The organism is Sphingobium fuliginis (genome assembly GCF_015074805.1).
Lineage (GTDB): Bacteria > Pseudomonadota > Alphaproteobacteria > Sphingomonadales > Sphingomonadaceae > Sphingobium > Sphingobium fuliginis.
The window spans coordinates 851429-875578 of record NZ_CP060036.1; the positions used below are offsets into that span (position 1 = coordinate 851429).

15 protein-coding genes are annotated in these 24150 nt (G+C 65.3%); 11 read left to right on the plus strand and 4 right to left on the minus strand.

Annotation, left to right across the window (positions count from 1 at the left end; translation table 11 throughout):
- The first annotated feature begins 194 nt into the window (after positions 1-194).
- The 7 genes from H5V43_RS19950 (at position 195) to H5V43_RS19975 (ending at position 10445) form a co-directional block, all read left to right on the plus strand.
- A complete protein-coding gene (locus H5V43_RS19950) occupies positions 195-1859 on the plus strand; it encodes a carboxylesterase/lipase family protein (protein WP_193666829.1) in 1665 nt (554 codons plus the stop codon).
- Positions 1860-1881: 22 nt separating this feature from the next.
- Positions 1882-2874: a glycoside hydrolase family 43 protein gene (locus H5V43_RS19955; protein WP_025552074.1), complete on the plus strand. Its 993-nt coding sequence runs from the start codon at positions 1882-1884 to the stop codon at positions 2872-2874.
- A 147-nt stretch (positions 2875-3021) separates the two neighbouring features.
- Positions 3022-4641, plus strand: a complete 1620-nt coding sequence (locus tag H5V43_RS19960; protein WP_044662966.1) for a glycoside hydrolase family 43 protein — start codon at positions 3022-3024, stop codon at positions 4639-4641.
- 11 nt (positions 4642-4652) lie between these two features.
- Entirely contained in the window at positions 4653-5900 is a 1248-nt protein-coding gene (locus H5V43_RS19965) for a glycoside hydrolase family 43 protein (RefSeq protein WP_254657304.1), read from the plus strand.
- Positions 5897-6211 (plus strand): beta-xylosidase family glycoside hydrolase, encoded by a 315-nt coding sequence (locus tag H5V43_RS23820; protein WP_254657303.1) that lies wholly within the window; start codon positions 5897-5899, stop codon positions 6209-6211. Before H5V43_RS19965 ends, H5V43_RS23820 begins: the two co-directional genes overlap by 4 nt.
- Positions 6208-8541, plus strand: coding sequence for a glycoside hydrolase family 95 protein (locus H5V43_RS19970; protein ID WP_193666830.1), 2334 nt, complete (start codon positions 6208-6210; stop codon positions 8539-8541). Before H5V43_RS23820 ends, H5V43_RS19970 begins: the two co-directional genes overlap by 4 nt.
- Positions 8538-10445 carry an NPCBM/NEW2 domain-containing protein gene (locus tag H5V43_RS19975; RefSeq protein WP_193666831.1) on the plus strand — a complete coding sequence of 636 codons (1908 nt, stop codon included), beginning with the start codon at positions 8538-8540 and terminating at the stop codon, positions 10443-10445. Before H5V43_RS19970 ends, H5V43_RS19975 begins: the two co-directional genes overlap by 4 nt.
- A gap of 15 nt (positions 10446-10460) precedes the next feature.
- On the opposite strand, the gene H5V43_RS19980 is transcribed toward H5V43_RS19975, so the two are convergent.
- The 4 genes from H5V43_RS19980 to H5V43_RS19995 all read right to left on the minus strand — a co-directional run bounded on the left by H5V43_RS19980 (position 10461) and on the right by H5V43_RS19995 (position 15425).
- Positions 10461-12422: a sialate O-acetylesterase gene (locus H5V43_RS19980; RefSeq protein ID WP_193666832.1), complete on the minus strand. Its 1962-nt coding sequence runs from the start codon at positions 12420-12422 to the stop codon at positions 10461-10463.
- A gap of 113 nt (positions 12423-12535) precedes the next feature.
- A complete protein-coding gene (locus H5V43_RS19985; protein WP_025551694.1) occupies positions 12536-13597 on the minus strand; it encodes an alpha/beta hydrolase in 1062 nt (353 codons plus the stop codon).
- Between the two features lie 62 nt (positions 13598-13659).
- Complete coding sequence (locus H5V43_RS19990; protein ID WP_044661126.1) at positions 13660-14679, minus strand: cupin-like domain-containing protein; 1020 nt, start codon at positions 14677-14679, stop codon at positions 13660-13662.
- A gap of 2 nt (positions 14680-14681) precedes the next feature.
- On the minus strand, positions 14682-15425 hold the full coding sequence (locus H5V43_RS19995; protein WP_239659648.1) for a SapC family protein: 744 nt from the start codon (positions 15423-15425) through the stop codon (positions 14682-14684).
- 232 nt (positions 15426-15657) lie between these two features.
- Between H5V43_RS19995 and H5V43_RS20000 the strand changes: the two genes are divergently transcribed.
- The 4 genes from H5V43_RS20000 to H5V43_RS20015 all read left to right on the plus strand — a co-directional run bounded on the left by H5V43_RS20000 (position 15658) and on the right by H5V43_RS20015 (position 24110).
- The gene (locus tag H5V43_RS20000; RefSeq protein WP_044661125.1) at positions 15658-18546 is read left to right on the plus strand and encodes a TonB-dependent receptor; all 2889 of its coding nucleotides are present in this window, start codon (positions 15658-15660) and stop codon (positions 18544-18546) included.
- Positions 18547-18629: 83 nt separating this feature from the next.
- Entirely contained in the window at positions 18630-20174 is a 1545-nt protein-coding gene (locus H5V43_RS20005) for a tryptophan halogenase family protein (protein WP_044661124.1), read from the plus strand.
- Between the two features lie 80 nt (positions 20175-20254).
- Positions 20255-21385: a glycoside hydrolase family 43 protein gene (locus H5V43_RS20010; protein ID WP_025551696.1), complete on the plus strand. Its 1131-nt coding sequence runs from the start codon at positions 20255-20257 to the stop codon at positions 21383-21385.
- A gap of 100 nt (positions 21386-21485) precedes the next feature.
- Positions 21486-24110 carry a glycoside hydrolase family 3 C-terminal domain-containing protein gene (locus H5V43_RS20015; protein WP_193666833.1) on the plus strand — a complete coding sequence of 875 codons (2625 nt, stop codon included), beginning with the start codon at positions 21486-21488 and terminating at the stop codon, positions 24108-24110.
- Positions 24111-24150: the final 40 nt, after the last annotated feature.

Here is a 24150-nt window from a genome sequence, read left to right on the forward strand (position 1 = left end):
GCAAAGGGGCAAAGAGGACATGGATCGGCGGAGATGCCGGAGCGCGGCGAGAGGCGTTCGCCGGGTCATCCCCCGGCGGGCGACGGCGCATAAAATATTTGTGTGAGTTATTGACCAGCCCTCTGGATCGTATAGGATTTTAGCGCCGGTCGATCAGCAGGACACCGGCATCATAATCGACAAGGGGATGCTGGATGACCGAGCGGGCCATGCTTTTCGATCGACGTCAGGCGCTGTTGGCGTCGTCCCTGGGCAGCGCGGCGGCGCTGCTGGGTGGCGAAGCAGCGGCCGCTCCGCGCTCGACCGCCGTTTCGGGCGGTGCGGGAACCTGCACCACGCCGCGCAACGCCATTGCGAGGACGCGCTATGGCCCGGTGCGCGGTTATGTCGCCGGAGACGTCTTCACCTTCAAGGGCATACCCTATGGCGACGATGCGGGGGGAGAGAACCGCTGGCTTCCCGCCAGGCCCCCCAAGCCCTGGACCGATCCCTATCCCGCGCTCGCCTATGGGGCGAACTGCCCGCAGACGCTGCACAGTTTTCGCGCGAAGGAACACACCTTCCTCCAGCAATGGACCGACGGCTTCCTTGGCGAGGACATGCTGAAGCTCAACATCTGGACGCCCTCGCTGTCGGGCAATCGCCCCGTCATGGTCTATTTCCACGGCGGCGGCTTCGCCTTCGGCTCCTCCTACGAACTCGCCTCTCACGACGGCGCGCAGATGGCGCGGCATCATGACGTGGTGCAGGTGTCGATCAACCACCGCCTCAACGTGCTGGGCTTTCTGGACCTGACCGAGGTGGGCGGCGCGCCCTATGAGGAATCGGTCAATGTCAGCATGACCGACTGCATCGCGGCGCTACGCTGGGTGCAGGAAAATATCGCGGCCTTCGGCGGCAATCCGGACCGGATCATGATCTATGGCCAGTCGGGCGGCGCATCCAAGGTGACGACGCTGATGGGCATGCCGTCGGGCAAGGGTCTCATCCATCGCGCGGCGGCGCAATCGGGCGGCGGCGGCAATATTCCGACGCTGGAGCAATCGCGCGATTTCTCGCGCCGGGTCGTCAAGGAACTGGGTATCGGCGCGCGGGACATCGGCGCGCTGCAAAGGATGGACTGGGCGACGCTTTTCGCCGCGGGCAACAAGGTGGCCGAGCAGGTCAACGGCCCGCGCGGGGTAGGCGGCCCCTCCACCACTCCGCGCGTGGGCTGGAATCCGACAATGGACGGCCGGGTCATCACGGTGCGGTCCTTCTTCGACGTGGCGCCCGATGTTTCCCGCGATGTGCCGATGCTGATCGGCAACACCAGCGAAGAGGGAATGCGGTTCGGCCAGAATCCCGGCGAGGCGGAATGGCGCGCCGACCTCAGCCAACGCTATGGCGCACGGAAGGCGGACGCGCTTATCGCCCAGATGAAGCGGGACCACCCCGAAAAGGCGATCCGCACCCTCTCCTACGGCGTGGACTCCCTGGGCTACCGCAATCGCATCCAGACCATGGTTGGCCTGCGCGACAAGCAGCCGGGCGCCGCGCCGATGTACCAATATCTCTTCCAGTGGCAGTCGCCCCAGCTGGACGGAGTCGCTGGCGCATGGCACACCGCCGACCTTGCCTTCGTGTTCGACAATACAGCGCTGTGCGATCAGGGCACCGGCAATACGCCCGAAGCGCGGAAGCTGGCCCGCACCATGGCGACGGCCTGGGCCAATTTCGCCCGCACCGGCAATCCCAGCCAGCCGGGCCTGAACTGGACGCCGACCGACGCCACGCGGTGCGCGACCATGGTCTTCGACAATCAATGCCGCATGGTCGACGATCCGCAGGGCGCGGCGCGCCGCATCATCCTGAGCTGAACATCAAGAGGACTGTCCATCCATGCGCCGGTCGCTGCTTCCCTTCCTCACCCTTGCCGCCATTGCCGCGCCTGCCCTGTCGCAGGACGCGGCGCCGGGGTCCAATCCCATCATCCGCGACAAGTTCACCGCCGATCCCGCGCCGATGGTCGATGGCGACCGCCTCTACCTCTATGTCGGCCATGACGAGGCGCAGCGGGACGAGATGTTCAACATGAAGGAATGGCTGGTCTATTCCACCACGGACATGCGGCACTGGACCGATCATGGCCCGATCATGAAGGTGTCCGACTTCAAATGGGCGAAGAAGGATGCATGGGCGTCGCAGACCATCCGAAAGAACGGCCGCTACTGGTTCTACGCCGCGGTCGAGCATGACAACACGCATCCGGGCAAGGCGATCGCCGTCGCCGTTTCGGACAAGCCGACCGGCCCGTTCGTCGATGCGAAGGGCTCGGCGCTGATCACCAACCAGATGACGCCAAAGGGCACCCACAGTTGGGAAGACATCGATCCCACAGTCTTCACGGACGACGATGGCACGAGCTGGATCGCCTGGGGCAATCGTCAGGCCTATATCGCGAAGTTGAAGTCCAACATGATCGAGCTGGACGGACCCATCAGGGAGATCACTCCGCCCCATTTCGAGGAAGGCCCCTGGCTGCACAAGCGCGGCAGATTCTATTATCTGACCTATGCCTCCCTCGACAGGGCGACGCATCGGGACGAACGCATATCCTATGCGACCGCAACGTCCCTCGACGGCCCCTGGACCTATCGCGGCGAACTCACCGGCTCTGGCAAGTACAGCTTCACCATCCATCCGGGCATCGCCGAATTTAAGGGCGACTGGTATATTTTCCTGCACAACGCCACGCTTGCGATCGGCGATCTGAACGGCGCCATCGGCCGGCGGGCCGTCACCGTCGAGCGGCTGGAATATAATCCTGACGGCACCCTGAAACCGGTGGTGCAGACCGAGGCCGGAGTAACGGCGCGCCCTGCGCGGAACTGAGCATCCCGCTCGACACATATGATTGGTAGCGCTATCAATAAGCGAGCCGCACGGGATGGTCGGCACTTCCAGGAGAGATTGATCGTGACGCACCGGACCTTAGGCCTTTTACCCCTTCCTTCTGCGCTGCTGTCCTTTTCCCTGCTCATGCTGGGCGCCGCCACCGCCGAGGCGGCGCCCGCCCGGTTCGATCGCTTTGCCTATGAAGGAAAGTCGATCGAGAAGATCGCGGTAAAGCCGGGTGAATATCGCAACCCGATCCTGACCGGCTATTATCCCGATCCATCGGTCATGCGCGTGGGGGACGACTATTATCTCGTCAACTCCTCCTTCGCCCATTATCCGGGCCTGCCGATCTTCAGGTCGAAAGACCTCGTCAACTGGACGCAGATCGGCAATGCGATCGACCGGCCGGAACAGCTCGACTTCAACGGTCGCCGCATTTCGCAGGCCGTATTCGCGCCGGCCATCAGCTGGCACGAGGGCACTTTCTACATCGTCAACACCTGCGTCGAATGCAGGGGCAATTTCATCATCACGGCGAAGGACCCCGCCGGCCCCTGGTCAAACCCCATATGGCTGCCGTTCGAAGGGATCGACCCCTCCATCTACTGGGAGGGGGACAAGGCCTATATCGTCAACAACCGCGCGCCCAACGAACCGCCCCGCTATGACGGGCACCGCGCCATCTGGATTCAGGAATATGACTGGCGCGCCGGCAAGATGGTCGGGGAAAGCACGCAACTCATCAACGGCGGCGTCGACATCAGCAAAAAGCCGGTCTGGATCGAAGGGCCGCATATCTTCAGGAAGGACGGCTATTATTATCTGACCGCGGCCGAAGGCGGCACCAGCGTCAACCATTCGCAGGTCGTGTTCCGTTCGAAGGATCTGCGCGGCCCCTACACGCCCTATGAGGGGAACCCGATCCTCACCCAGCGCGATCTTGACCCCGCGCGGTCGAACTTCATCGGATCGGCCGGTCACGCCCAACTGGTGGAGACGCAGAGGGGCGACTGGTGGGCGACCTTCCTGGCCGTGCGTCCCTATGATGGCGACGACCATTACAATATCGGCCGCGAAACCTTCCTGCTGCCAGTGACATGGAAGGACGGCTGGCCGATCATCCTGCCGCGCGGTCAGGCGATCCCCCATGCAGCGAAGCGCCCCGACCTTCCGCCGCAGCCCAGGCCGGCGATCCCGACGAGCGGCGACTTTTCCTATGTCGAGGATTTCAACGGCACGCGCCTGCCCATGCAGTGGATCGGCATTCGCACCCCGCACAAGCCCTTCTACCAGATCAGGGACGGCGCGCTGGAACTGGAGAGCGGGGCGGCCATCGGGGACCTGAACGGCGTCCCTGCCTTCATCGGGCGGCGGCAGCAGCATGCCAATGCCACCTTCTCCACCACGCTGCGCTACACGCCGGTCAAAGACGGCGACCGCGCCGGGCTGGCCGCCGTGCAGAGCGACCGCAGCAACCTCTTCTTCGGCCTGACCCGCATCGCCGGCCAGCCCGTCGTCGCGCTCTACACCCGCGATGCGGCCGACGCCGACACGCTGGTCGCCTCTGCCCCCGTCGCCACGAACGGACCCGTGACCCTGACCATGCGCGTGACCGGTGGGACGATGGCGTTCGACTATGGCGCCGGCGGCAAGACCCGGACGCTGAAGCAGGGGGTGGACGCCACGCTGCTCAGCACCCGGAAGGCCGGGGGCTTCGTGGGCACGGTCGTCGGCCCCTATCACTACACGCCCGCCCCATGAGGAAGCGCGCCATGCTCCGCCCGGTCGCCGTCGCGCTGGCCGCCAGCCTCTCCCTTGCCGCGCCCGCGCAGGTCTGGCGCGCCGATCAGGGCGACGGCACATATCGCAATCCCGTCCTCTTCGCCGACTATCCCGATCCCGACATCATCCGCGTTGGCGAGGATTTCTATTTCGTCTCCACGACCTTCGCAAACTCCCCCGGCGTCACCATCCTTCACTCGAAGGATCTGGTGAACTGGCGGATCGTCAGCCATGTGGTCGACCGGCTCGATGGCGACCCGCGCTATGAGCTGAAGGATGGCGGCGACTATCGCCATGGTTTCTATGCCGCCAGCCTGCGCCGCCATAATGGCATGTTCTATCTGGCGGTCACGCCGGTCGGGCACAGGACGCGCATCTATCGATCGTCGACGATCGAAGGTCCGTGGACGTATCGGGCGATCGACCGCGAAGCCTTCGACCCCGCGCTGTTCATCGATGCCGACGGAACGGCCTATCTCGGCACCTCGATCGGCAGCGACGGCACGGTGACGCTGTTGACGCTCAACAAGGATTTGAGCGCCGTCACCGCCGCGAAGGTCCCCTATTACAACAAGGGCGCGGAAGGATCGAAGATCATCCGCCACAATGGCTGGTACTATCTGTTCAATGCCATTCCCGGCAAGCTGGCGATGACCGTCTCCCGCTCGCGCAGCCTGTGGGGACCGTGGGAAACCAAGCCATCGATCGACGACAGGACCGGCGGTCATCAGGGCGCGATCGTGGATATGCCCGACGGGAGCTGGTACGGCTTCGTCATGGTGGATGCCGGCGCGATCGGGCGCATGACCAACATCAGCCCGATCTTCTGGAAGGACGACTGGCCCTGGTGGGGAACGCCCGACAGGCCCGATCACGTTCCCGAACGATCGCCCAAGCCGATCAAGGGCCATGCCTTTGCCGAACCGCCCGCCTCGGACGATTTCTCCGCATCGAAGCTCGGGCTGCAATGGCAGTGGAATCATAATCCTGACGACGGCAAATGGTCGCTGACGCAGCGCCTTGGCTTCCTCCGCCTCCACGCCACGCAGGCCGACGGCATCTGGACCGCGCGCAACACGCTGACGCAGAAGGCGCAGGGGCCAAGGATGCGCGCCGTGACGAAGCTCGACACGGCGGGCATCAGGCCGGGCGACATTTGCGGCCTTGGCAGCTTCGGCAAATATAGCGCCCAACTCTCGGTCGTCGGCGGCGCAGGGGTGCGAAGGCGCTGCGCATGATGCTGACCGAAAGCACCATGGACGGGCCGAAGACAGAGGTGCGCGTCCCGTCCCTGTCCATTGCCGGCCGCACGCTCTGGCTGCGCGCCGACATGGATTTCGACGCGAAGCTGGGCCGTGTCGCCTACAGCCTCGACAACCGGAAATGGGCGGAGGTGGGCGGCAGCTTCCCGCTCGCCTTCGACTGGCGCACGGGCACCTTCCAGGGGCAGCAGATCGCGCTTTCCTGCTATAATCCCGCGCCAGCCGGCGGCTATCTCGATGTCGACAGCTTCACCCTCATGCCGCTCCCGCAGGGCGTGCGGCCATGAGCCTCAGCCGCCGTGACACCATGATGGCGATGGCCGCCGGCACCGCCGCGCTCGCCGCCGCACGGCCGGCAGACGCCGCACCTGGAGCGCAGCATCCGCTGACGCTCTGGTATCGGCAGCCCGCCGCGACGTGGACGGAAGCGCTCCCGATCGGGAACGGACGCCTTGGCGCGATGGTGTTCGGCGGTGTGGCGCGGGAAAGGCTGCAACTCAACGAAGGCACGCTCTGGGCCGGCCAGCCCTATGATCCGGTCAATCCGGAGGCGAAGGCGAACCTGCCCCAGGTGCGCGAACTCATTTTCGCGGGCAGGATCGCGGAGGCCGAAGCGCTGGCCAACAAGACGCTGATGGCAAAGCCGCTGGCGCAAATGCCCTATCAGACGCTGGGCGACCTGATCCTCGATTTTCCGGACGTCGGGCAGGCGGCCGCCTATCACCGCGAACTCGATCTGGACAGCGCGATGGCAACCACCCGCTTCACCGCCGGCGGCGCCGCCCATGTCCGTCAGGTGGTCGCCTCCCCCGCCGACAATCTGATTGCCGTCCGCCTCTCCTCGACCGGCGGGCTCGACGTCGACATTTCCCTCCGCTCCTCCCAGAGCGGCGTTCAGGTCGCTGCGGACGGCGCCACCAGCCTGCTGCTCACCGGTCGCAACGGCGCGTCCAAGGGGATGGAGGGCAAGCTCCGCTTCGCCGCCCGCCTGACCGCCCGCGTGGAGGGCGGCAGCGCCACCCACGGCGCAGACGGCCGCCTCAGCATCCGGGGCGCGAAGTCGGTCACTCTGTTCCTCGCCATGGCGACCAGCTTCAGGCGGTTCGACGATGTCGGCGGCGATCCCGTCGCCGGCACCGCCGCGACGCTTGGCCGTGCGCAAGACCGCTCCTTCGCGACCATCGCCGCGGATGCCGCCGCCGCGCACCGGCGGCTGTTCCGCCGCGTCAGCCTGGACCTTGGCACGTCGCCGGCCGCCCAGCTTCCGACCGACCAGCGCATCGCCGCATCGCAGACCAGCGACGATCCCGCGCTCGCCGCGCTCTATTTCCACTATGCCCGCTACCTGTTGATCTGTTCGTCGCGCCCCGGCGGTCAGCCCGCAAACCTGCAGGGGCTCTGGAACGACAGCCTCAATCCTCCCTGGGGCTCCAAATATACGATCAACATCAATACCGAGATGAATTACTGGCCAGCCGAGCCGGTCGCGCTCGGCGAATGTGTCGAGCCGCTGGTGGAGATGGTGCGCGAACTCGCCGTCACGGGCGCGCGCACCGCCCGGACCATGTATGGCGCGCGCGGCTGGGTGGCGCATCACAATACGGACCTCTGGCGCGCCACCGCGCCGATCGACGGTGCGCAGTTCGGCCTGTGGCCGACCGGCGGGGCGTGGCTGTGCATCCATTTGTGGGATCATTATGACTATGGCCGCGATCGCGCCTATCTTGCGTCCATCTACCCGCTGCTGACGGGCGCGGCGCGCTTCTTCCTCGACACGCTCCAGCGCGATCCGGCGACCGGCTTCCTCGTCACCAATCCGTCGATGAGCCCCGAAAACCCGCACGGCCACGGCGGCACCGTCTGCGCCGGGCCGACGATGGACATGGCGATCCTGCGCGACCTCTTCTCCCGGACGATGGAGGCCGCGAAGATCCTCGGCCAGGACGCCGCCCTTGTCAGCGAAATGCAGGCCGCGCACGACGGGCTCGCCCCCTACAGGATCGGGCGGCAGGGCCAGCTCCAGGAGTGGCAGCAGGATTGGGACGCCGACGCGCCCGAACAGAATCACCGCCACGTCTCTCATCTTTACGGCCTGCACCCCTCGCGCCAGATCACGCCGGACGGCACCCCCGCGCTCGCCGCCGCCGCGCGCCGCACGCTGGAAATCCGCGGCGACCGTGCGACCGGCTGGGCGACCGCCTGGCGCATCAACCTCTGGGCGCGCCTGCGCGAGGGCGATCATGCGCATGAGATATTGCGCTTCCTGCTGGGGCCGGAGCGCACCTATCCCAATATGCTCGACGCCCACCCGCCATTCCAGATCGATGGCAATTTCGGCGGCGCGGCTGGGATCGTCGAAATGCTGATGGACAGCCATGGCGACGTCATCGACCTGCTGCCCGCGCTGCCCGCGGCCTGGCCCGCCGGCGGCGTCACCGGCCTGCGGGCGCGGGGCCGCTGCGGCATCGATCTCCACTGGCGCGATGGGCGGCTGGACCGGGCCATCATGCGCCCCGAACTCAGCGGGCGTCGCACCATCCGCCTCGGGACGAAGAGCCGCCCCCTCACCTTCAAGGCCGGCCTGCCGGTCACATTGACGCTCAAGGATTTTGCATGACCCTGCGCCGTTTCATCCTGCCGACCGTGGCGCTGTGCGCCGGCACCGCTCTTTCCGCGCAGTCGCCGGTGCAGACCGCGGACCCGCTCGCCCCCACCGGCCGCTGGTCCGCCTATCGGGCGGGCAGCGCGCAGGTGCCGCCCATGGGCTGGAACAGCTGGAACGCCTTCTTCACCCATGTGGACGAGGAAAAGCTGATGGGCTCGGCTGAGCGTATCCGGGAGACCGGCCTCGCGCAGAAGGGCTATCGTTACATCAACATCGACGATGGCTGGTGGATCAGGCGCCGGGTGAGCGACGGCAAGCTGATGATCCGCACCGACAAATTCCCCTCCGCGCGGGTCAAGGGCGATCCCAGCTTCCGCCCGCTGACCGACAGGCTGCACGCCATGGGGTTCAAGGCCGGCATCTATTCCGACCTCGGCCGCAATATCTGCTCGCAAGCCTATGCCGATGGCAGCGAGCAGCTTCCCGAGGGCAGCGTCGCAGAACGCGAAGTCGGCCTTTACGGCCATACCGACCAGGATATCCGCCTCTTCTTCGCCGACTGGGGCTTCGACGCGATCAAGGTCGACGGTTGCGGCATCCGCGCCTACGCCGCCGACGCCGAGCGGGTGAAGAGCGGGCAATATCGCGCCCTGGCGCCGCTGATCGACCAGCACAGCATCAGCCGGTCGAACATCCCGGCGGTCAAGGCGCTGTTCGCCGACATCAACCAGTCGCTTGCCCGATATAATCCCGATGACGACTATATGCTCTCGCTCTGCATCTGGGGCAGCGCCAATGTCCGGAGCTGGGGCAAGGATGTCGGCAACATATCGCGCACCAGCGACGACATTTCGCCGGACTGGGGACGAATGCTCACCAATTACGACAGCGCCGCCCGCCGTGCCCTATACGCGCATCCGGGAAGCTGGAACGATCCCGACATGCTCTTCATCGGCAAGGGTGATTTCGACGCGAACCACCTGATCGAGGCGAAGTCGCATTTCTCGCTATGGGCGATGATGAACGCGCCGCTGCTGATCGGCGCGGACCTGCGCGTCACGCCGCAGCCGCTGATCGACATTTTCGGCAATGCCGACATCATCGCGCTCAACCAGGACCCGGCCGGCAATCAGGCGGTCATGGCTTTCGACGCGGACGGCTTCCAGATTCTCGTCAAGACGCTGGCCAACGGGGACAAGGCGGTCGCCCTCTTCAATCGCGGCCTTGCGCCGGTGGACGCGATCCTGACCGCCGATCACCTGAAGTTCCGCGCCGACCGCCCGATCGCGCTCGCCAATCTCTGGACGGGGGAGAAGAGCAGCTTCACGCATGACATGAAGCTGCGCGTCGCTCCCCGCGAAACGGTCGTGTTCCGCGCAAGGGGCGACCGGACGCTGGCCGGCGGCCTCTACCTGTCCGAACAGCCCGGCATGGTGAATCCGGCGGCGGACGGCGTGGTGCAGCCCGAACCCGATCCCACCATCTATCGCTCGATCCCCAACTGGCGCGGCACGCGCGGGATCGGGGAGCGGCCGATGTATGCCGGCTGGGGCGGCGCGATGGCGGACTTCACCCCCTATAACCAGCCGCTGGTCATCGCGGGCAGGACCTATGGCTCGGGCATAGGCATTCTGGCCAACAGCCGGCTTGAAGTGCGCAACGCCGGCTTCGCCCGCTTTGCGGCGCAAGTCGGCGTGGACGACAGCGCGCTCGACGGGGATCAGGCGGTGCGCTTCTTCCTCTATGGCGACGGCAAGCCGCTCGCCAGCACGCCGCCGATGCGCCGGGGCGCGCCGGCCCAGGCGATCGCCGCGGATGTGAAGGGGATCAAGCTGCTGGAACTTGTCGCCCGCGCCGACGGCGCGAAGGGCAATGCCGTTCCGGTGAGCTGGGGGGACGCAGCGTTGCTGCGCTGATCCCCCCTCCATCCGTTACCGCGTGATCGGCAGCTCGAACGATCCGACCGGCAGCGGCGCTTCATCATAGAGGTTGACGACCGGCGATTCCGCCCAGGCATAGCGCACGCGCGTCGCCGGCAGGCCGTCGCCCGCCAGCACGATGCGCGTGCCTTCCACCCGGCCGGGTACGAAACGGCAGCTTCCGGCCGCTGCTCCGCACAGTTCGAAGCCGATGGCCTGACTCGCGCTGCGCATATGCAGCCCGCCGGTCAGCCCGGTGAACTCGACCGCCGCGCCGCCGTCCGTCGTCGCCACCGCCCGCGCCGCCTGCGGGCCGGTGCGCGACACCGGATCGCCATAGGCGACGACGCGCATCGCCCGTGCCAGGCGGCGGCCGACCTCCTGCTTTTCGCCCGGATGGATGTCGAACGGGTCGCCCAGGTCGATGGCCGTGGCGAGGCCGCCATGCGCATCCCGCGCCATCGCCTGATATTGCACCTGGCGCATCGCCGCCCAGCCGCTTTCCCCCGGCTGCGTCACCGGCGCGCCGTAAGCGGCAAGCTGGACCGCGACGAAAGCGAGGTCGGGCGAACCGAACTGCCGCCGCCAATCCTCCATCATCGCCTTCATGCGGTCGTCATAGCCGGGCAGGTCGACGTCCGATTCGCCCTGATACCAGGCGACGCCTTTCAACCCTATCGACCCCAGCGGCGCGATCATGCCGTTGTAGAGCGTGCCTGAACCGGTCGTGTCGCCCCACGGCACGCGCGGCGCGCCCGCCGGCGATCTGGCCGGCACCGCATAGCGCCAGCCGTCGCCCAGCGGCAGGTCCCCGCCCTGCCCGTGCCCAAGCCCCAGTTTCATGACCTCCGCCGGGCCGGACAAGCCGCCATTGGCATAGTTGTCCTGCACATTGACGATCAGCACATTGCGTCCCGGCTTCAGCACGCCGGGGGGCAGGTCGAACATGCTCGGCTGCCAGCTTCGGGCGCTCATCGCCACCGGCTTGCCATTGATCCACACCCGGCCGACATCGTCCAGCAGTCCGAGGGAGAGGGTGGCCGCCTGCTTCGCCTGCGCCGCCGTCAGTTCGATCTCCCTGCGGAACCAGACCATGCCATTATAGTCGGCCAGCGCGGGAACGCCCCATTGTTCCCAAGGGCCTATGCTGGGCACGTCCTGCCATGCGATGCTGCTGTCCGGCTGCCAGGGTTCCTTGCCGGCGGCATCCCCGGTTTCCTTGCGCCACCATTTTTCCCATTCGGCGCTGGCCGCCCGCTCCGCCGCAAAGGGATCGCGCCCATGCAGCGATACGAGCGCCGATTGCGCCGCCTGTCCGACCGCCGCCTGCGCCCGCGCCCCCATCCACGGGCTGATCCGTGATCCGCCCCAACTGCTGGCGATGGCGCCGATCGGCACGCCGGCCGTCTTCCGCAATTCCCGCGCCATATAATAGCAGGCGGCTGAGAAATCGGCCACGCTGTCCGGTCCGGCCGGGCGCCAGGACGGCGCCTGCCGGAAGTCGCGCAACGGATCGTCCGCCACAGCGCGCGGCACCAGCATCAGGCGCAATCGGTCATCGGCCGAAGCGCGAATCTGGCCCACCGCATCCTGCGCATTGCGGACCTCCAGCTCCATGTTCGACTGGCCCGAACAGAGGAAGACGTCGCCCACCGCCACATCCTGCGCGACCGCGCTGCCCGAGGGAGCGCGGGCCTCCAGCGTCACCGGTCCTGCGGTGGCGAGCGGACCGAACTGCGCCGCGAAACGGCCTTCCCTGTCGGCGCGGACCTGCCGGACCTCACCCGCCAGCGTGACCGAGACGGCTTCGCCGGGATCGGCCCTGCCCGTCACCGTCACCGGATGATCGCGCTGGATGACGGCATGATCGCCGAACATGGGGTCGAAGCGCGGCGCGGCCAACGCCGGAGCTGCGCTCAGCGCGACCAGACTGACGGTCAAACCCAAGTGCCAGATGATGTTGCGGGAAAACATAGGCCGTTCGCTCCTCCCTGTCCTGTCGGCCCTGTCCCGGGCCGTCACGCGCAGGGATAATCCATTTTCCTCCGGCGGCAACCGGATTTGTTATCGCTACCACTGAAAGGCGCCTATTTCGCCGTTCCGAAATCGAGATGGCTGGCGAAGAACGGGATCAGCTTGTCCTGAAAACGCCATGCGACCCGGTTCGTATGATCGCCGTCGTAGATTTCGAAGCTGTTGGCGATGCCATAGCGGTCGAGTGCTTCGTGAAGCGCCCGTGCGTCGTCCTTCAGCCCGTCCTTGTCGCCCACATCGATGGCAATCGCCCTGTAGCGGCGCAGATTGCCGATATATTGGTCGACAAAGGCCAGGGGCGCATTGGCCGCCCAGCGGGCGAGAACCTGCGGCTGCACCTGGCCGTCCTTGACCGGCAGGTCCAGATAGAGCGGCGGGTTCCCGGGATTGGGGGACCAGGCCGCGGCGGTCGCAAGCTGCGCCCTGAGGAAGAAAGGCAAGGCAGCCGAATCGGCAGGAGTCTTCACCGCCTCCAGCGCCTTCAACGCTGCCGCGTCCATCTGCCCGGCGCTGCGCGGGGACAGGCAACAGGGGCTCATCATGTAAAGGGCGCCGAACATGTCGGCATGCTTCATGCCGATGCGGCTGGTGCCGTAACCGCCCATGCTGTGCCCCGCCAGACCGCGACTTTCGCGGCGGGGGATGGTGCGGTAATGGGTGTCGATATAGTGGACCAGATCACGCGCTATGAAGGTTTCGAAGTCTCCCGTCGTCATCGATCCCGAATACATCGACCCATTATGGACAGTCTTCGAATCGGGCAACACCAGGATCATCTCCCGCGAGCCCTTCGCAAAGGCATTCTGCACAGTCGTCGGGACATGGATTTCCTTCGTCCATTGTTCCGCCCCGATGGAATAGCCGTGCAGCGCATAGATGACGGGATAGCGCCGGCCCGGTTCGCGGCCATAGCTGGGCGGCAACAGGACCAGGACGTCGCGGTCGGCCGCCTCCCCCTCCAGATTGCCTTCGATGGACGGCGCATGCACCTTGATCCGCTCCACGGTCACGGCTTTCGCGCCTGCCACCGCCGGCGGTCCGCCCGTCGCCACCTGCGTCCCGCCGGGCGCGGCGCTCATCGCCAATGCCGATCCGACCATCGCGGCCATGATCATCTTCTTCACATCATCCCCTTTCCATCGCATGTCATTTGTCTTCAAGCTCCTGTCTTCCAGGCTCAGGCGCCCCGCAGCATCCGCATGACCAATGTCCGGATACGGCCATAATTGCCCTTCGCCAGCGGCCCCAGGACGCCATGCCGCTCCTCCGGCAGATGCGCCAGCGGATGGCCGTTCGGCCGGAAGACGTAATGATCGAAATAGGCGCGCCACGCGGCGCGCTCACGCTCGGGCCGCTCGGCCAGGGCGATCATCGCCAGCAGCATCGCCGCATAGGGCGAATCGGGGCCCGCCGCGAACCCGTCCCACCAATAATTCACGAGGATGTTGACGTCGTCGAGCGCCTCTACCTGATGCCACCAGAGCTTGGGCAGATAAAGCGCGTCGCCCGGAGCGAGATCGACGACGAGGGCCCTTGCCCGCGCGGCCGCGAAACGGGGATAGGTCGCCGCTCCATCGGGTGCGCCCGCCGCCATGGAAACGGGCTGGCCGGACAGGGTATGGTCCACCGGCCCTACATAAAGATCCCCGATGGCGTCCGGCGGATAAAGGGTGAAGCGCCGCCGTCCCGCCACCACGCAGGCGAGATTGTCGTAACTGTCATAATGACAGGCGACCGTCGACCGGTTGCCGATCCAGAGGCGCGGATGAACGCCAGCGCCCACCAAATTGCAGGGATTCTCCTCCGCGAAACCGGGAAAATGGGAATCGGCGGGCAGCGATCCCAGATAGGCGGTTTCGCTCCCGCTTTCGGCATTGGCGGCGATCCGGCCCAGCGCATCGCCGATACTGGCCGTTTCCCGCGTGAAGTTGAAGCCGCCGGGACCGTCGCCATAATGATAACGTCCGCCAAGCTCGGCGCCCGCGGTAAAATATTCGGCGCTCGAACTGGCGGCGAATCGGGCGACATAGTGCAGCGCCGCGGACCCGCCCTGCCCGCCGGCCGCCACTGCCGGCCAGTCGTTGAACCGCCCGCGGATCACCGCGGGTCGGCACAGGGCGGCGAATGCGCGCAGATCGTCAGCCGCCGTCATATCGGCCGCCGCGAACGCCTCGATCACGGGGCTGGCGTCGCCCATGTTCAGGCCGGCACCGCCAGCCGTTCATTGCGGCGGCGCGCCATCAGCGCGATGTGCCGGAGCGAGCCGATCATGGCATAGGCGCTTTGCATATGCCCCGCACGGAACAGCTTGAGCACCGTCGCATCGTCCAGATCGCCAAGCGCATCCAGACTGATCGTGTAAAGCCCGTCGAGTCGCAGCCTTTCCCCATCATCGAAGTTGAGAGAGATGTCGATCGGCTCGATCAGGCGATGGGCCAGCATCTCCGCGATGAAGGCGTCGGTATCCGCGGCCCCTGCCATCAGGCGGCCCAAGGCATTCTGCACAGCCTTCAGCGATGCCGTGGGCGCGCCCTGCGCATCGAACAGCGATTCGCCCTCCCGCCCGGCAAAACGGTCATGGCCGGGATCGAAGGCGATGCTCTCCCCCAGAGCGAAGAAGCCCTCGCGATCCGCCTCCAGCGGCCGGAAGGCCGGTCGGCCGTCGGGCGAATCGATCAGGCATTCCCCTCTTTTGAAGCCCATCAACGCCCCGGCATAGAAAGCGCCGGTCTCCGCATGTTTGGAAAACAACAGGGGACAGGCAGCGGCCGCAGCCGCAAATTCGCCGACCACGATGCGGACGAAGGGATCGCGTCCCTCGTTCGCGGGCCGCATCCGCAAGGTTGCGTGCAGTTCGCTGTTCAGCAGTTCCACCTCTTCCATATCCTCTCCCACCTTGTTGACGGCCGCTCGGCTTGCCGCTTCGGCCGGCTTTTTCCCCATGCGGAGGCTGCATCCTGGCGGATAATGATTACGCCTACAATTCCGCTTGATCGCGCGTTTAGATAGCGCTACCATTTTCAGCAGAAAAAAAGAAGACCTGGGTGAGGATGATCAAATCCGCTTAGAAAAGCGGGACAAATCCCTGATCAAGAAAACATGATCGCCGCAGCAATAGTGCCGCGGCGTTCGGGCGAGATATTGTCTGAACAAGGGGAGGATCATGACGTATAGAATGACCAAGGCCGAACCGGCGCGCGGCCGTGCCGCGCTTGCGGCGACGGCAAGCCTGCTGGTCCTGGCCATCGCCGTTCCGGCCACGGCCCAGGACGCCGCGCCGGCCAGCGATGCCGACATCATCGTCACCGGTATTCGCGGCTCATTGCAGCGCAATCTCGACATCAAGCGCGATTCTTCCGGCGTCGTCGACGTCATTTCTGCGGAAGACATCGGCAAGTTCCCGGATTCGAACGTCGCGGCGTCGCTCCAGCGCCTGCCGGGCGTATCGATCAATCGCGCCGGTTCGCGTGGCGAGCCGGACGGCATCACCGTTCGCGGTTTCGCCGGAGACTTCAACGAAACGCTGATCGACGGCCGCAGGATTTCGACGGCGACCGGCGGACGATCGGTCGACTTCACCACTGTCGGATCGGACTTCGTGGGCCAGCTGGCTGTCCTCAAGACGCCCGACGTTTCTTTGTCGAGCAGTTCGATCGGCGCAACCGTCAATATCTCCTACCCCAAGCCCTTCGATCACCCCGGCACCCGCGTCGCGATGAGCGCGGCCGGATCGGTCCAGGACGATGCCGGCAAGATCGTGCCGACGATCGGCGGCCTGTTCAGCACCACCTTTGCCGACGACACAATGGGCATCCTTGTCGACGCGGTCTATACCCGTCGCGATACCCAGGTGAACCGCGTCTATGTTTCGGGTTGGCAGGGCGGCCGGTTCGCGCCGTGCCAGCTTGCAGGCAGCACCGCCGCAAGCTGTTCCCCGACGTCGGATACTGAATCCGCCGCCTGGGCGACCCCGACCAACCGGCAGAATGTCGTCGGCTGGTATCAGCAGCAATATGGCGCCGACCAGCGCTATACCAAGGATGAACGCATCGACGGCCGCATCGCCTTCCAGTGGCAGCCTTCGGACGACGTGCTGCTGACCATCGACGACAATTATTCGCGTCAGAAGATCGTGACCGACATTTCCGGTTTCGGCATGTGGTTCAACCAGGGCGACCTGCGCAATGTGGAGCAGGACGAGAACGGCACGACGATCAATTTCATCCAGGCGGGCACGCCGACCGACTTCACGGCCGGCCGCGACAGCCGTCTGCTGGAAACCAATCAGGTCGGCGTCAACCTGAAATGGGATGCGACCGACAATCTGAAGTTCGAAGCCGACGCCTCCTACGCCAAGAGCCGGCAGAACCCCGGAAACCGTATCGGCAGCGAGAATGGCGACATCGGCTATGGCGGCCTGCTCGGCACGGCGCTGGGCGTCCGCGTAACCGGCGACAGCAAGAACAGCTTCCCCGAACTGACGACCTATGGCCCGGCCGGCGATCAGTCGCGCTGGAGCGATCCCACCATCATCGGTTCGCACGTCACCGTGCGGTCGGTCCAGAAGAACTCCGATGAGATCAAGCAATTCCGTCTCGGCGGCACCTGGGAGGACGACAGCTTCCGCGTGAAGTTCGGCGGCCGCTATATGGAGGACCGCTTCCGGCTGGAGAACCGCAACACCTTCGCCAATAATTTCTGGCAGGCCTATGCGGGCTACGGCACACCTTCGGGCCGGAATACGGGCGTGCCGATCCCGACCAGCCTTTATGGCCGTCCGATCAGCCTGAACAACTGGATTCCGGGCTTCTCCGGCAATCTGCCGCCGGAACTGCTGGCCTATGACCCGCGCGCCTATCAGGAATATCTGGAAGGGCTGGGCAATCCGCAGACGACGAACATCCCGGGCTTCAACTATGCCGATCCCACGGTCGGGCCGAATTTCACGGGAGCCTTCGACCTCGCGCTCGATCCCGGCAGCGTCCAGGACATCAGGGAACGAACCTGGTCCGCCTATGTCAGCGTGAATTTCGAACATGAGATTGCGGGGATGCCCTTCCGCTTCAATGCGGGGGTTCGCGAGGAGATCACCAACCTGACGTCCAGCGGCGTCGGTCGCTTGCCCATTGCCCTTACGGGCAGCGCCGCCGACCCGACGCTCCTCAACGTCACCTTCTCCGAAAGTCAGCCGATCTCGACGAAGAGCAGCTATTCCTATCTGCTTCCCAGTCTGGATATGAAGCTGGAGGTCACGAACAATTTCCACCTCCGCTTCGACGCATCGCGGACATTGACCCGTCCTTCGCTCAACACCCTGACGCCCGTTCTGAACGTCGGTGTGGGCCAGCGCGTCGGCGCGCTGACCGCGACCGGGGGCAATCCAAGATTGCAGCCTTTCCTCGCGGACAATTTCGACTTCGCGGCGGAATGGTATTATCAGCGCAACTCCTATGCGGCGGTGAACTTCTTCATCAAGGATGTGTCGAACTTCATCGTTGCCGGCACGCAGCGCCAGACCATCAACGGCGTGGTCGATCCGACGACGGGCCAGCCGGCCGTCTTCACCGTGTCGCAGCGGGTCAACGGCCCGTCCGCCACGATCAAGGGCGTGGAACTGGCATGGCAGCATGTCTTCGGCGACAGCGGCTTCGGCTTCAATGCCAACGCCACCTTCGTCGATACGAACAAGCCCTATGACAGGACCGACCTGTCGCAGAGCGGTTTCGCGGTGACCGGCCTTGCCAACAGCGCGAACTTCGTCGGCTTCTACGACAAGAACGGCTTCCAGATCCGTGCCGCCGTCAACTGGCGCGACAAATATCTGCAGGCCTTCGGCCAGGCGCAGAACAATTCGGCCTTCGGCGCCGAACCGACCTTCGTGAACGAGGCGTTGCAGGTCGACCTCAGCACCAGCTTCGACATCACGAAGCAACTGACCATCTTCGGCGAGGCGCTGAACCTCACCAACGAAACGGTCAGCACCCATGGCCGGTTCAGCAACCAGTTGCTTGACGTCTATGCCTATGGCCGGCGGTACACCGCAGGCGTTCGTTACCGCTTCTAACCTGTCTCGCCCTGGGGGGATGTCGGTTGACATCCCCTCCCTTTTTGGCGTTCCTTCCCGCTTTCCCTATCAAGGCTGTCGCCATGGTTCATCCCGTCCGCAACATCGTGATCGTCGGCGGCGGGACCGCCGGATGGCTGACCGCCGGCGTGATCGCCGCCCGCCATCGCAGCCGCATCGGCAACGGCTTCACCGTGACGCTGGTCGAATCCCCCAACACGCCGATCATCGGCGTGGGCGAAGGGACATGGCCGACGCTGCGCACCACCCTGTCGCGCATGGGCATTTCCGAAACCGACCTGTTCCGCGAATGCGACGCCGCCTTCAAGCAAGGCGCGCGCTTCGCCCGCTGGACGACGGGAACGCCTGACGACGGCTATTACCACCCCCTGATGCTGCCCCAGAATTTCGGGCAGGTGAACCTTGCCCCCCATTGGCTGGCGAGCGAGGGGGATGAAAGTTTCTGCGACAGCGTCTGTTCGCAGGGCCGCATCTGCGACGACGGCCTGGCACCCAAGACCATCGCGACCGCCGAATATGACGCGCTGGCCAACTATGCCTATCATCTGGACGCGGGCAAGTTCGCGCCCTTCCTGCAACGCCATTGCTGCGAAAAGCTGGGCGTGCGTCATGTCCTGGCCGATGTGGAGCAGGTGCTGATGAAGGAGGATGGCGACATACGCGCCATCCGCACCACCCAGGCCGGCGAGATCGAGGGCGACCTGTTCGTCGACTGCACCGGATTCAAGGCGCTGCTGATCGAAGGCGCGATGAAGGTGCCGTTCAGGGACTGCAACGACGTGCTGTTCTGCGACACCGCGCTCGCCATGCAGGTGCCCTATGAGCGGCCCGACAGCCCGATGGCGTCGCACACCATCTCCACGGCGCAGAGCGCGGGCTGGATCTGGGACATCGGCCTGCCGACCCGGCGCGGCATCGGCCATGTCTATTCCAGCAACCATATTTCCGACGAAGAGGCGGAACGGGAACTGCGCGCCTATATCGGTCCGCTGGCCGAAGGGCTGGGCGCGCGGAAAATCGCAATCCGTTCGGGCCATCGCGAAACCTTCTGGAAGGGCAATTGCGTCGCCGTGGGCCTGGCCGCGGGCTTCCTCGAACCGCTGGAGGCGTCGGCCATCGTCCTCATCGAACTGTCGGCCAAGATCATCGCAGAGCAGATGCCCGCCTGCCGCGAGGTGATGGACATCATCGCTTCGCGATTCAACGCCACGACCCATTATCGCTGGGGGCGGATCATCGATTTCCTGAAGCTGCATTATGTGCTGACGAAGCGCACCGACAGCGATTTCTGGCGCGACAATGTCCGGGAGGAGACCATTCCCGATCGTCTGAAGGAACTGATGCTGCTCTGGCGTTACCAATCGCCCTGGTTCCTCGACGAGTTCGACCGGGTGGAGGAGGTCTTCCCGGCGGCGAGCTACCAATATGTGCTCTACGGCATGGGATTCCGGACAGAGGTCGACCGGCCCGCCCTGGCGCGCGACGCCCATCTGGCGGACCGCGCCCGGCGGGAAAATACCGCCATGACGGCGAAGCTGCGCGCCGGCCTGCCGCGCCATCGCGATCTGATCGACAAGATCGTGGCCCATGGACTGCAACCGGTCTGACGGCCATATAATTTGTCGTACAAGATTGCCTTCGCAAAATGGTAGCGCTATCGTTGCGGGAATAACCAGAGAGGATCAGCATGCCCATGAAGTTGCGCGCATTGGAAGCCCTGCCGCTCGCCGCCCTGTTGCTGGCCGCCGGATGCCAGCAGTCGCAGCCGGCGAACGAAGCCCAGCCGAAGGCCGAAGCGAAGCGCGACGCATCCGAATATCTGTCGCAACCGCTGGTCACGGACATCTACACCGCCGACCCGTCCGCCCATGTGTGGAACGGGAAGATCTACGTCTATCCCAGCCACGACATCGACGGGCCGACGCCGGAGGACGATCTGGGCAGCCATTTCGAAATGCGGGACTATCGCATCCTGTCGATGGACAGGATCGGCGGCCCCGTGACGGTCGGCCCGGTGGCGCTGGATGTGAAGGACGTGCCCTGGGCCGACAAGCAGATGTGGGCGCCGGACGCTGCGTACAGGAACGGCACCTATTATCTCTACTTCCCGGCCAAGGACAAGGAGGGCGCCTTTCGCATCGGCGTCGCCACGTCGAAGGACCCCATGGGTCCGTTCAAGGCGCAGCCGCAGCCGATCAAGGGCAGCTATTCGATCGATCCCGCCGTCTTCACCGATGATGACGGATCGAGCTATATGTATTTCGGCGGCATCTGGGGCGGACAGCTTCAGCGCAATGTCGACGGCAAATATGATCCCGATGGGTCGAAGACCGATCTGGGACAGGACGACAAGCCCGCGCTGGCGCCGCGCGTCGCGAAGCTGACCGGCGACATGCTGGAATTCAGCGAAGCGCCCCGCGCGATCCAGATCCTGGACGACAAGGGCAAGCCGCTGCTGGGCGGCGACCATGACCGCCGTTTCTTCGAGGCGTCGTGGATGCACAAATATAAGGGCAAATATTATTTCAGCTATTCGACCGGGGATACCCATTATCTGGTCTATGCCATCGGCGATTCACCCTATGGTCCCTTCACCTACAAGGGCCGCATCCTGGAGCCTGTGGAAGGATGGACCACCCATCATTCCATCGTCGAATGGAACGGGAAATGGTGGCTGTTCTACGCCGACAGCCAGTTGTCGGGCCAGACCCGCCTGCGCAACGTGAAGGTGACCGAACTGCATTATAATCCCGACGGCACGATCCGGACCATCAATCCCTTCGTCGCCAAGGGGATGAAGGACGGCGCGGCCCATTGAGCGCGCCGGGCGCGGGGGAAGTGCCATCCCCCGCGCCCCACCGACCGGACGAGACATATCGAGCGACGCTGAAAACAGCGCGCTTCTTGGGGAGATAATCATGAAGACCGCTTTCGCCTTGCGCGCGGCCGGCGCGATATTGTGCCTCGCGACCCCGGCAATTGTCCATGCGCAGGCCACGGACATATGGGCGGAGGCCGACGGCAAGGCGCGGGAGATCGTCGACAGGCTGACGCTGGACGAGAAGGTCGGGCAGCTTCTGAACGTCGCGCCCGCGATCCCGCGCCTCGGCATCCCGGCCTATAACTGGTGGACCGAATCCCTTCATGGCGCGATCGGGGCGGTGCCCACGACCAATTTTCCCGAACCCATCGGCCTTGCCGCCACATTCGACGCGCCGTTGATCAGGCAGGTCGCCGCCACCATCGGCACGGAGGTCCGGGCGCTGCATAGGCTGGGACGGCAGACGGGGCATCTCGGCCGGATCGGCACGGGCCTCGACACATGGTCACCCAACATCAACATCTTCCGCGATCCGCGCTGGGGCCGGGGGCAGGAAACCTATGGCGAAGACCCCTATCTGACGGCACGGATCGGCGTCGCCTTCGTCCAGGGCATGCAGGGGGACAATCCGGACCTGCCTCTGGTCGTCGCCACGCCCAAGCATTTCGCGGTCCATAGCGGCCCCGAACCCAGCCGCCACACCGACAATATCTTCGCCACACCGCACGATCTGGAGGACACCTACCTGCCCGCCTTCCGCGCCGCCATTGTCGAGGGCAAGGCCGGGTCGATCATGTGCGCCTATAACCGCGTCGACGGGCAACCGGCCTGCGGCAGTCATATGCTGTTGCAGGACTATCTACGCGGCGCATGGGGCTTCAAGGGCTATGTCGTGTCCGACTGCGACGCCGTGGTCGACATTTACGAGCATCACAAATATGCGCCCGACGCCGCCACCGGCGTTGCCGTCGCGCTGCGCTACGGGGTCGACAGCGAATGCAACAATGCGACGCTGGGCGGACGCACCGACCTTGGCGATCGATACAAGGAATCGCTGGCGCGGGGCCATATCGGCATGGGCGACATCGACACCGCCCTCGTCCGGCTCTTTTCCGCGCGATACCGCAATGGCGACCTGCCGGGCCTGTCCTCCCGCAAGCCCAACGCGATCCCGCCAAGCGCGATCGGTACGCCGGATCATCAGGCGCTGGCGCTGAGCACCGCGGAAAAGAGCCTTGTGCTGCTCAAGAATGACGGCGTCCTGCCGCTGAAGCCCGGGACGAGAATCGCGCTGGCTGGGCCTTTGGCGGATGCGACCCGCGTGCTGCGCGGCAATTATTCCTCGGCCAAGAGCGCTCCACCCATTTCGGTCGCGGAGGGCCTGAAACAGGTCATGGGCGCGGACAGCGTGACGGTGATCCCCTTCAGCCCGTCGATCACGGACGGCGACCTCGTCCCCGGCACCGCGCTGTTGACGCCGGACGGCAAGCCGGGAATCAAGGCCGAATATTTCAACGCCACGGGCAAGGACCAGTTTGCAACCCGGCCGGTGCTGACGCGGACCGAAACCAGCATCGTATCGCGGGCGGCCGAGTTCAAACAGTTGTCGGACCAGCATCGGGTCCGCTGGAGCGGCTATCTGGTCGCGCCGGAAACCGGCCTCTATCGGCTGGCGCTGACCGGAGTGAAGGGCGAGGTCTCGCTGAACGGCAAGCCCGTCGTCTCCGCCAGCGAATATTCGCGCTGGGCGGAACCGCTGAAGCTGGTCGAGGTGCGCATGACCAGGGGCGAGCGCTACGCCATCCGCCTGCAGGGCGAGAGCGGCGTCGCCGCCAGCCCGGCGATCTTCTGGAAGCGCGTTACCGACGATCTCGACCGTGATCTGACAGCGGGCGCGAAGGATGCCGATGTCGTCGTCGCCGTGGTCGGCCTGACCTCCGACCTGGAGGGCGAGGAGATGCCCGTCAAGGTGGAGGGTTTCGACGGCGGCGACAAGACGACGCTGGACCTGCCCGCCGACCAGCGCGCCTTCCTGGAAAAGGCCAGGGCGCTGGGCAAGCCGCTGGTCGTCATCGCCATGAATGGCAGCGCCATCGACCTGTCCTGGGCGAAGGAGAATGCCGCCGCCATCGTCGAAGCCTGGTATCCGGGCCAATCCGGCGGGCTGGCGGTCGGCAATGTCCTTTCGGGCAAGGCCGATCCGGGCGGCCGACTGCCCGTCACCTTCTACAGGAGCGTCACTGACCTGCCGCCTTTTACCGACTATGGGATGGAGGGGCGCACCTATCGCTATTTCAGGGGCAAGCCCGTCTATCCCTTCGGCCACGGCCTCAGCTACACCAGCTTCCGCTACGCCCCGCTGACGGTCGAGCCGGTGGACGGTTCGGTCGAGAATGGCCTGAAGGTGCGCACCGCCATCACGAACACGGGTGCAAGGGCGGGCGACGATGTCGCGCAACTCTACATCACGCCCCCACGGTTCGAGGGCGCGCCTCGCCTTGCCCTGCGCGGCTTCCAGCGGGTGACGCTGAAGCCCGGCGAGACCCGGAAGGTGGAATTCACCTTGAGCCCCCGCGACCTCAGCTTCGTCACCATCACGGGCGAGCGCGGGCTGATACCGGGCGATTATGGCCTGAGCGTCGGCAGCGGCCAGCCGGACGACGGCGTGCAGGTCCCGCAGGCCCGCTACAGCATCGCCCGGATGATCCCGCTGCCCAAATAGGTTTCGCCCATTCCGCCGCCATTTTCCGAAAAGGACGACC

Coding starts and splice junctions, on each gene's coding strand:
- H5V43_RS19950 (WP_193666829.1), top strand. CDS start 195: ATGACCGAGCGGGCCATGCTTTTCGATCGACGTCAGGCGCTGTTGGCG.
- H5V43_RS19955 (WP_025552074.1), top strand. CDS start 1,882: ATGCGCCGGTCGCTGCTTCCCTTCCTCACCCTTGCCGCCATTGCCGCG.
- H5V43_RS19960 (WP_044662966.1), top strand. CDS start 3,022: ATGCTGGGCGCCGCCACCGCCGAGGCGGCGCCCGCCCGGTTCGATCGC.
- H5V43_RS19965 (WP_254657304.1), top strand. CDS start 4,653: ATGCTCCGCCCGGTCGCCGTCGCGCTGGCCGCCAGCCTCTCCCTTGCC.
- H5V43_RS23820 (WP_254657303.1), top strand. CDS start 5,897: ATGATGCTGACCGAAAGCACCATGGACGGGCCGAAGACAGAGGTGCGC.
- H5V43_RS19970 (WP_193666830.1), top strand. CDS start 6,208: ATGAGCCTCAGCCGCCGTGACACCATGATGGCGATGGCCGCCGGCACC.
- H5V43_RS19975 (WP_193666831.1), top strand. CDS start 8,538: ATGACCCTGCGCCGTTTCATCCTGCCGACCGTGGCGCTGTGCGCCGGC.
- H5V43_RS19980 (WP_193666832.1), bottom strand. CDS start 12,422: ATGTTTTCCCGCAACATCATCTGGCACTTGGGTTTGACCGTCAGTCTG.
- H5V43_RS19985 (WP_025551694.1), bottom strand. CDS start 13,597: ATGATCATGGCCGCGATGGTCGGATCGGCATTGGCGATGAGCGCCGCG.
- H5V43_RS19990 (WP_044661126.1), bottom strand. CDS start 14,679: ATGGGCGACGCCAGCCCCGTGATCGAGGCGTTCGCGGCGGCCGATATG.
- H5V43_RS19995 (WP_239659648.1), bottom strand. CDS start 15,425: ATGGGGAAAAAGCCGGCCGAAGCGGCAAGCCGAGCGGCCGTCAACAAG.
- H5V43_RS20000 (WP_044661125.1), top strand. CDS start 15,658: ATGACCAAGGCCGAACCGGCGCGCGGCCGTGCCGCGCTTGCGGCGACG.
- H5V43_RS20005 (WP_044661124.1), top strand. CDS start 18,630: ATGGTTCATCCCGTCCGCAACATCGTGATCGTCGGCGGCGGGACCGCC.
- H5V43_RS20010 (WP_025551696.1), top strand. CDS start 20,255: ATGCCCATGAAGTTGCGCGCATTGGAAGCCCTGCCGCTCGCCGCCCTG.
- H5V43_RS20015 (WP_193666833.1), top strand. CDS start 21,486: ATGAAGACCGCTTTCGCCTTGCGCGCGGCCGGCGCGATATTGTGCCTC.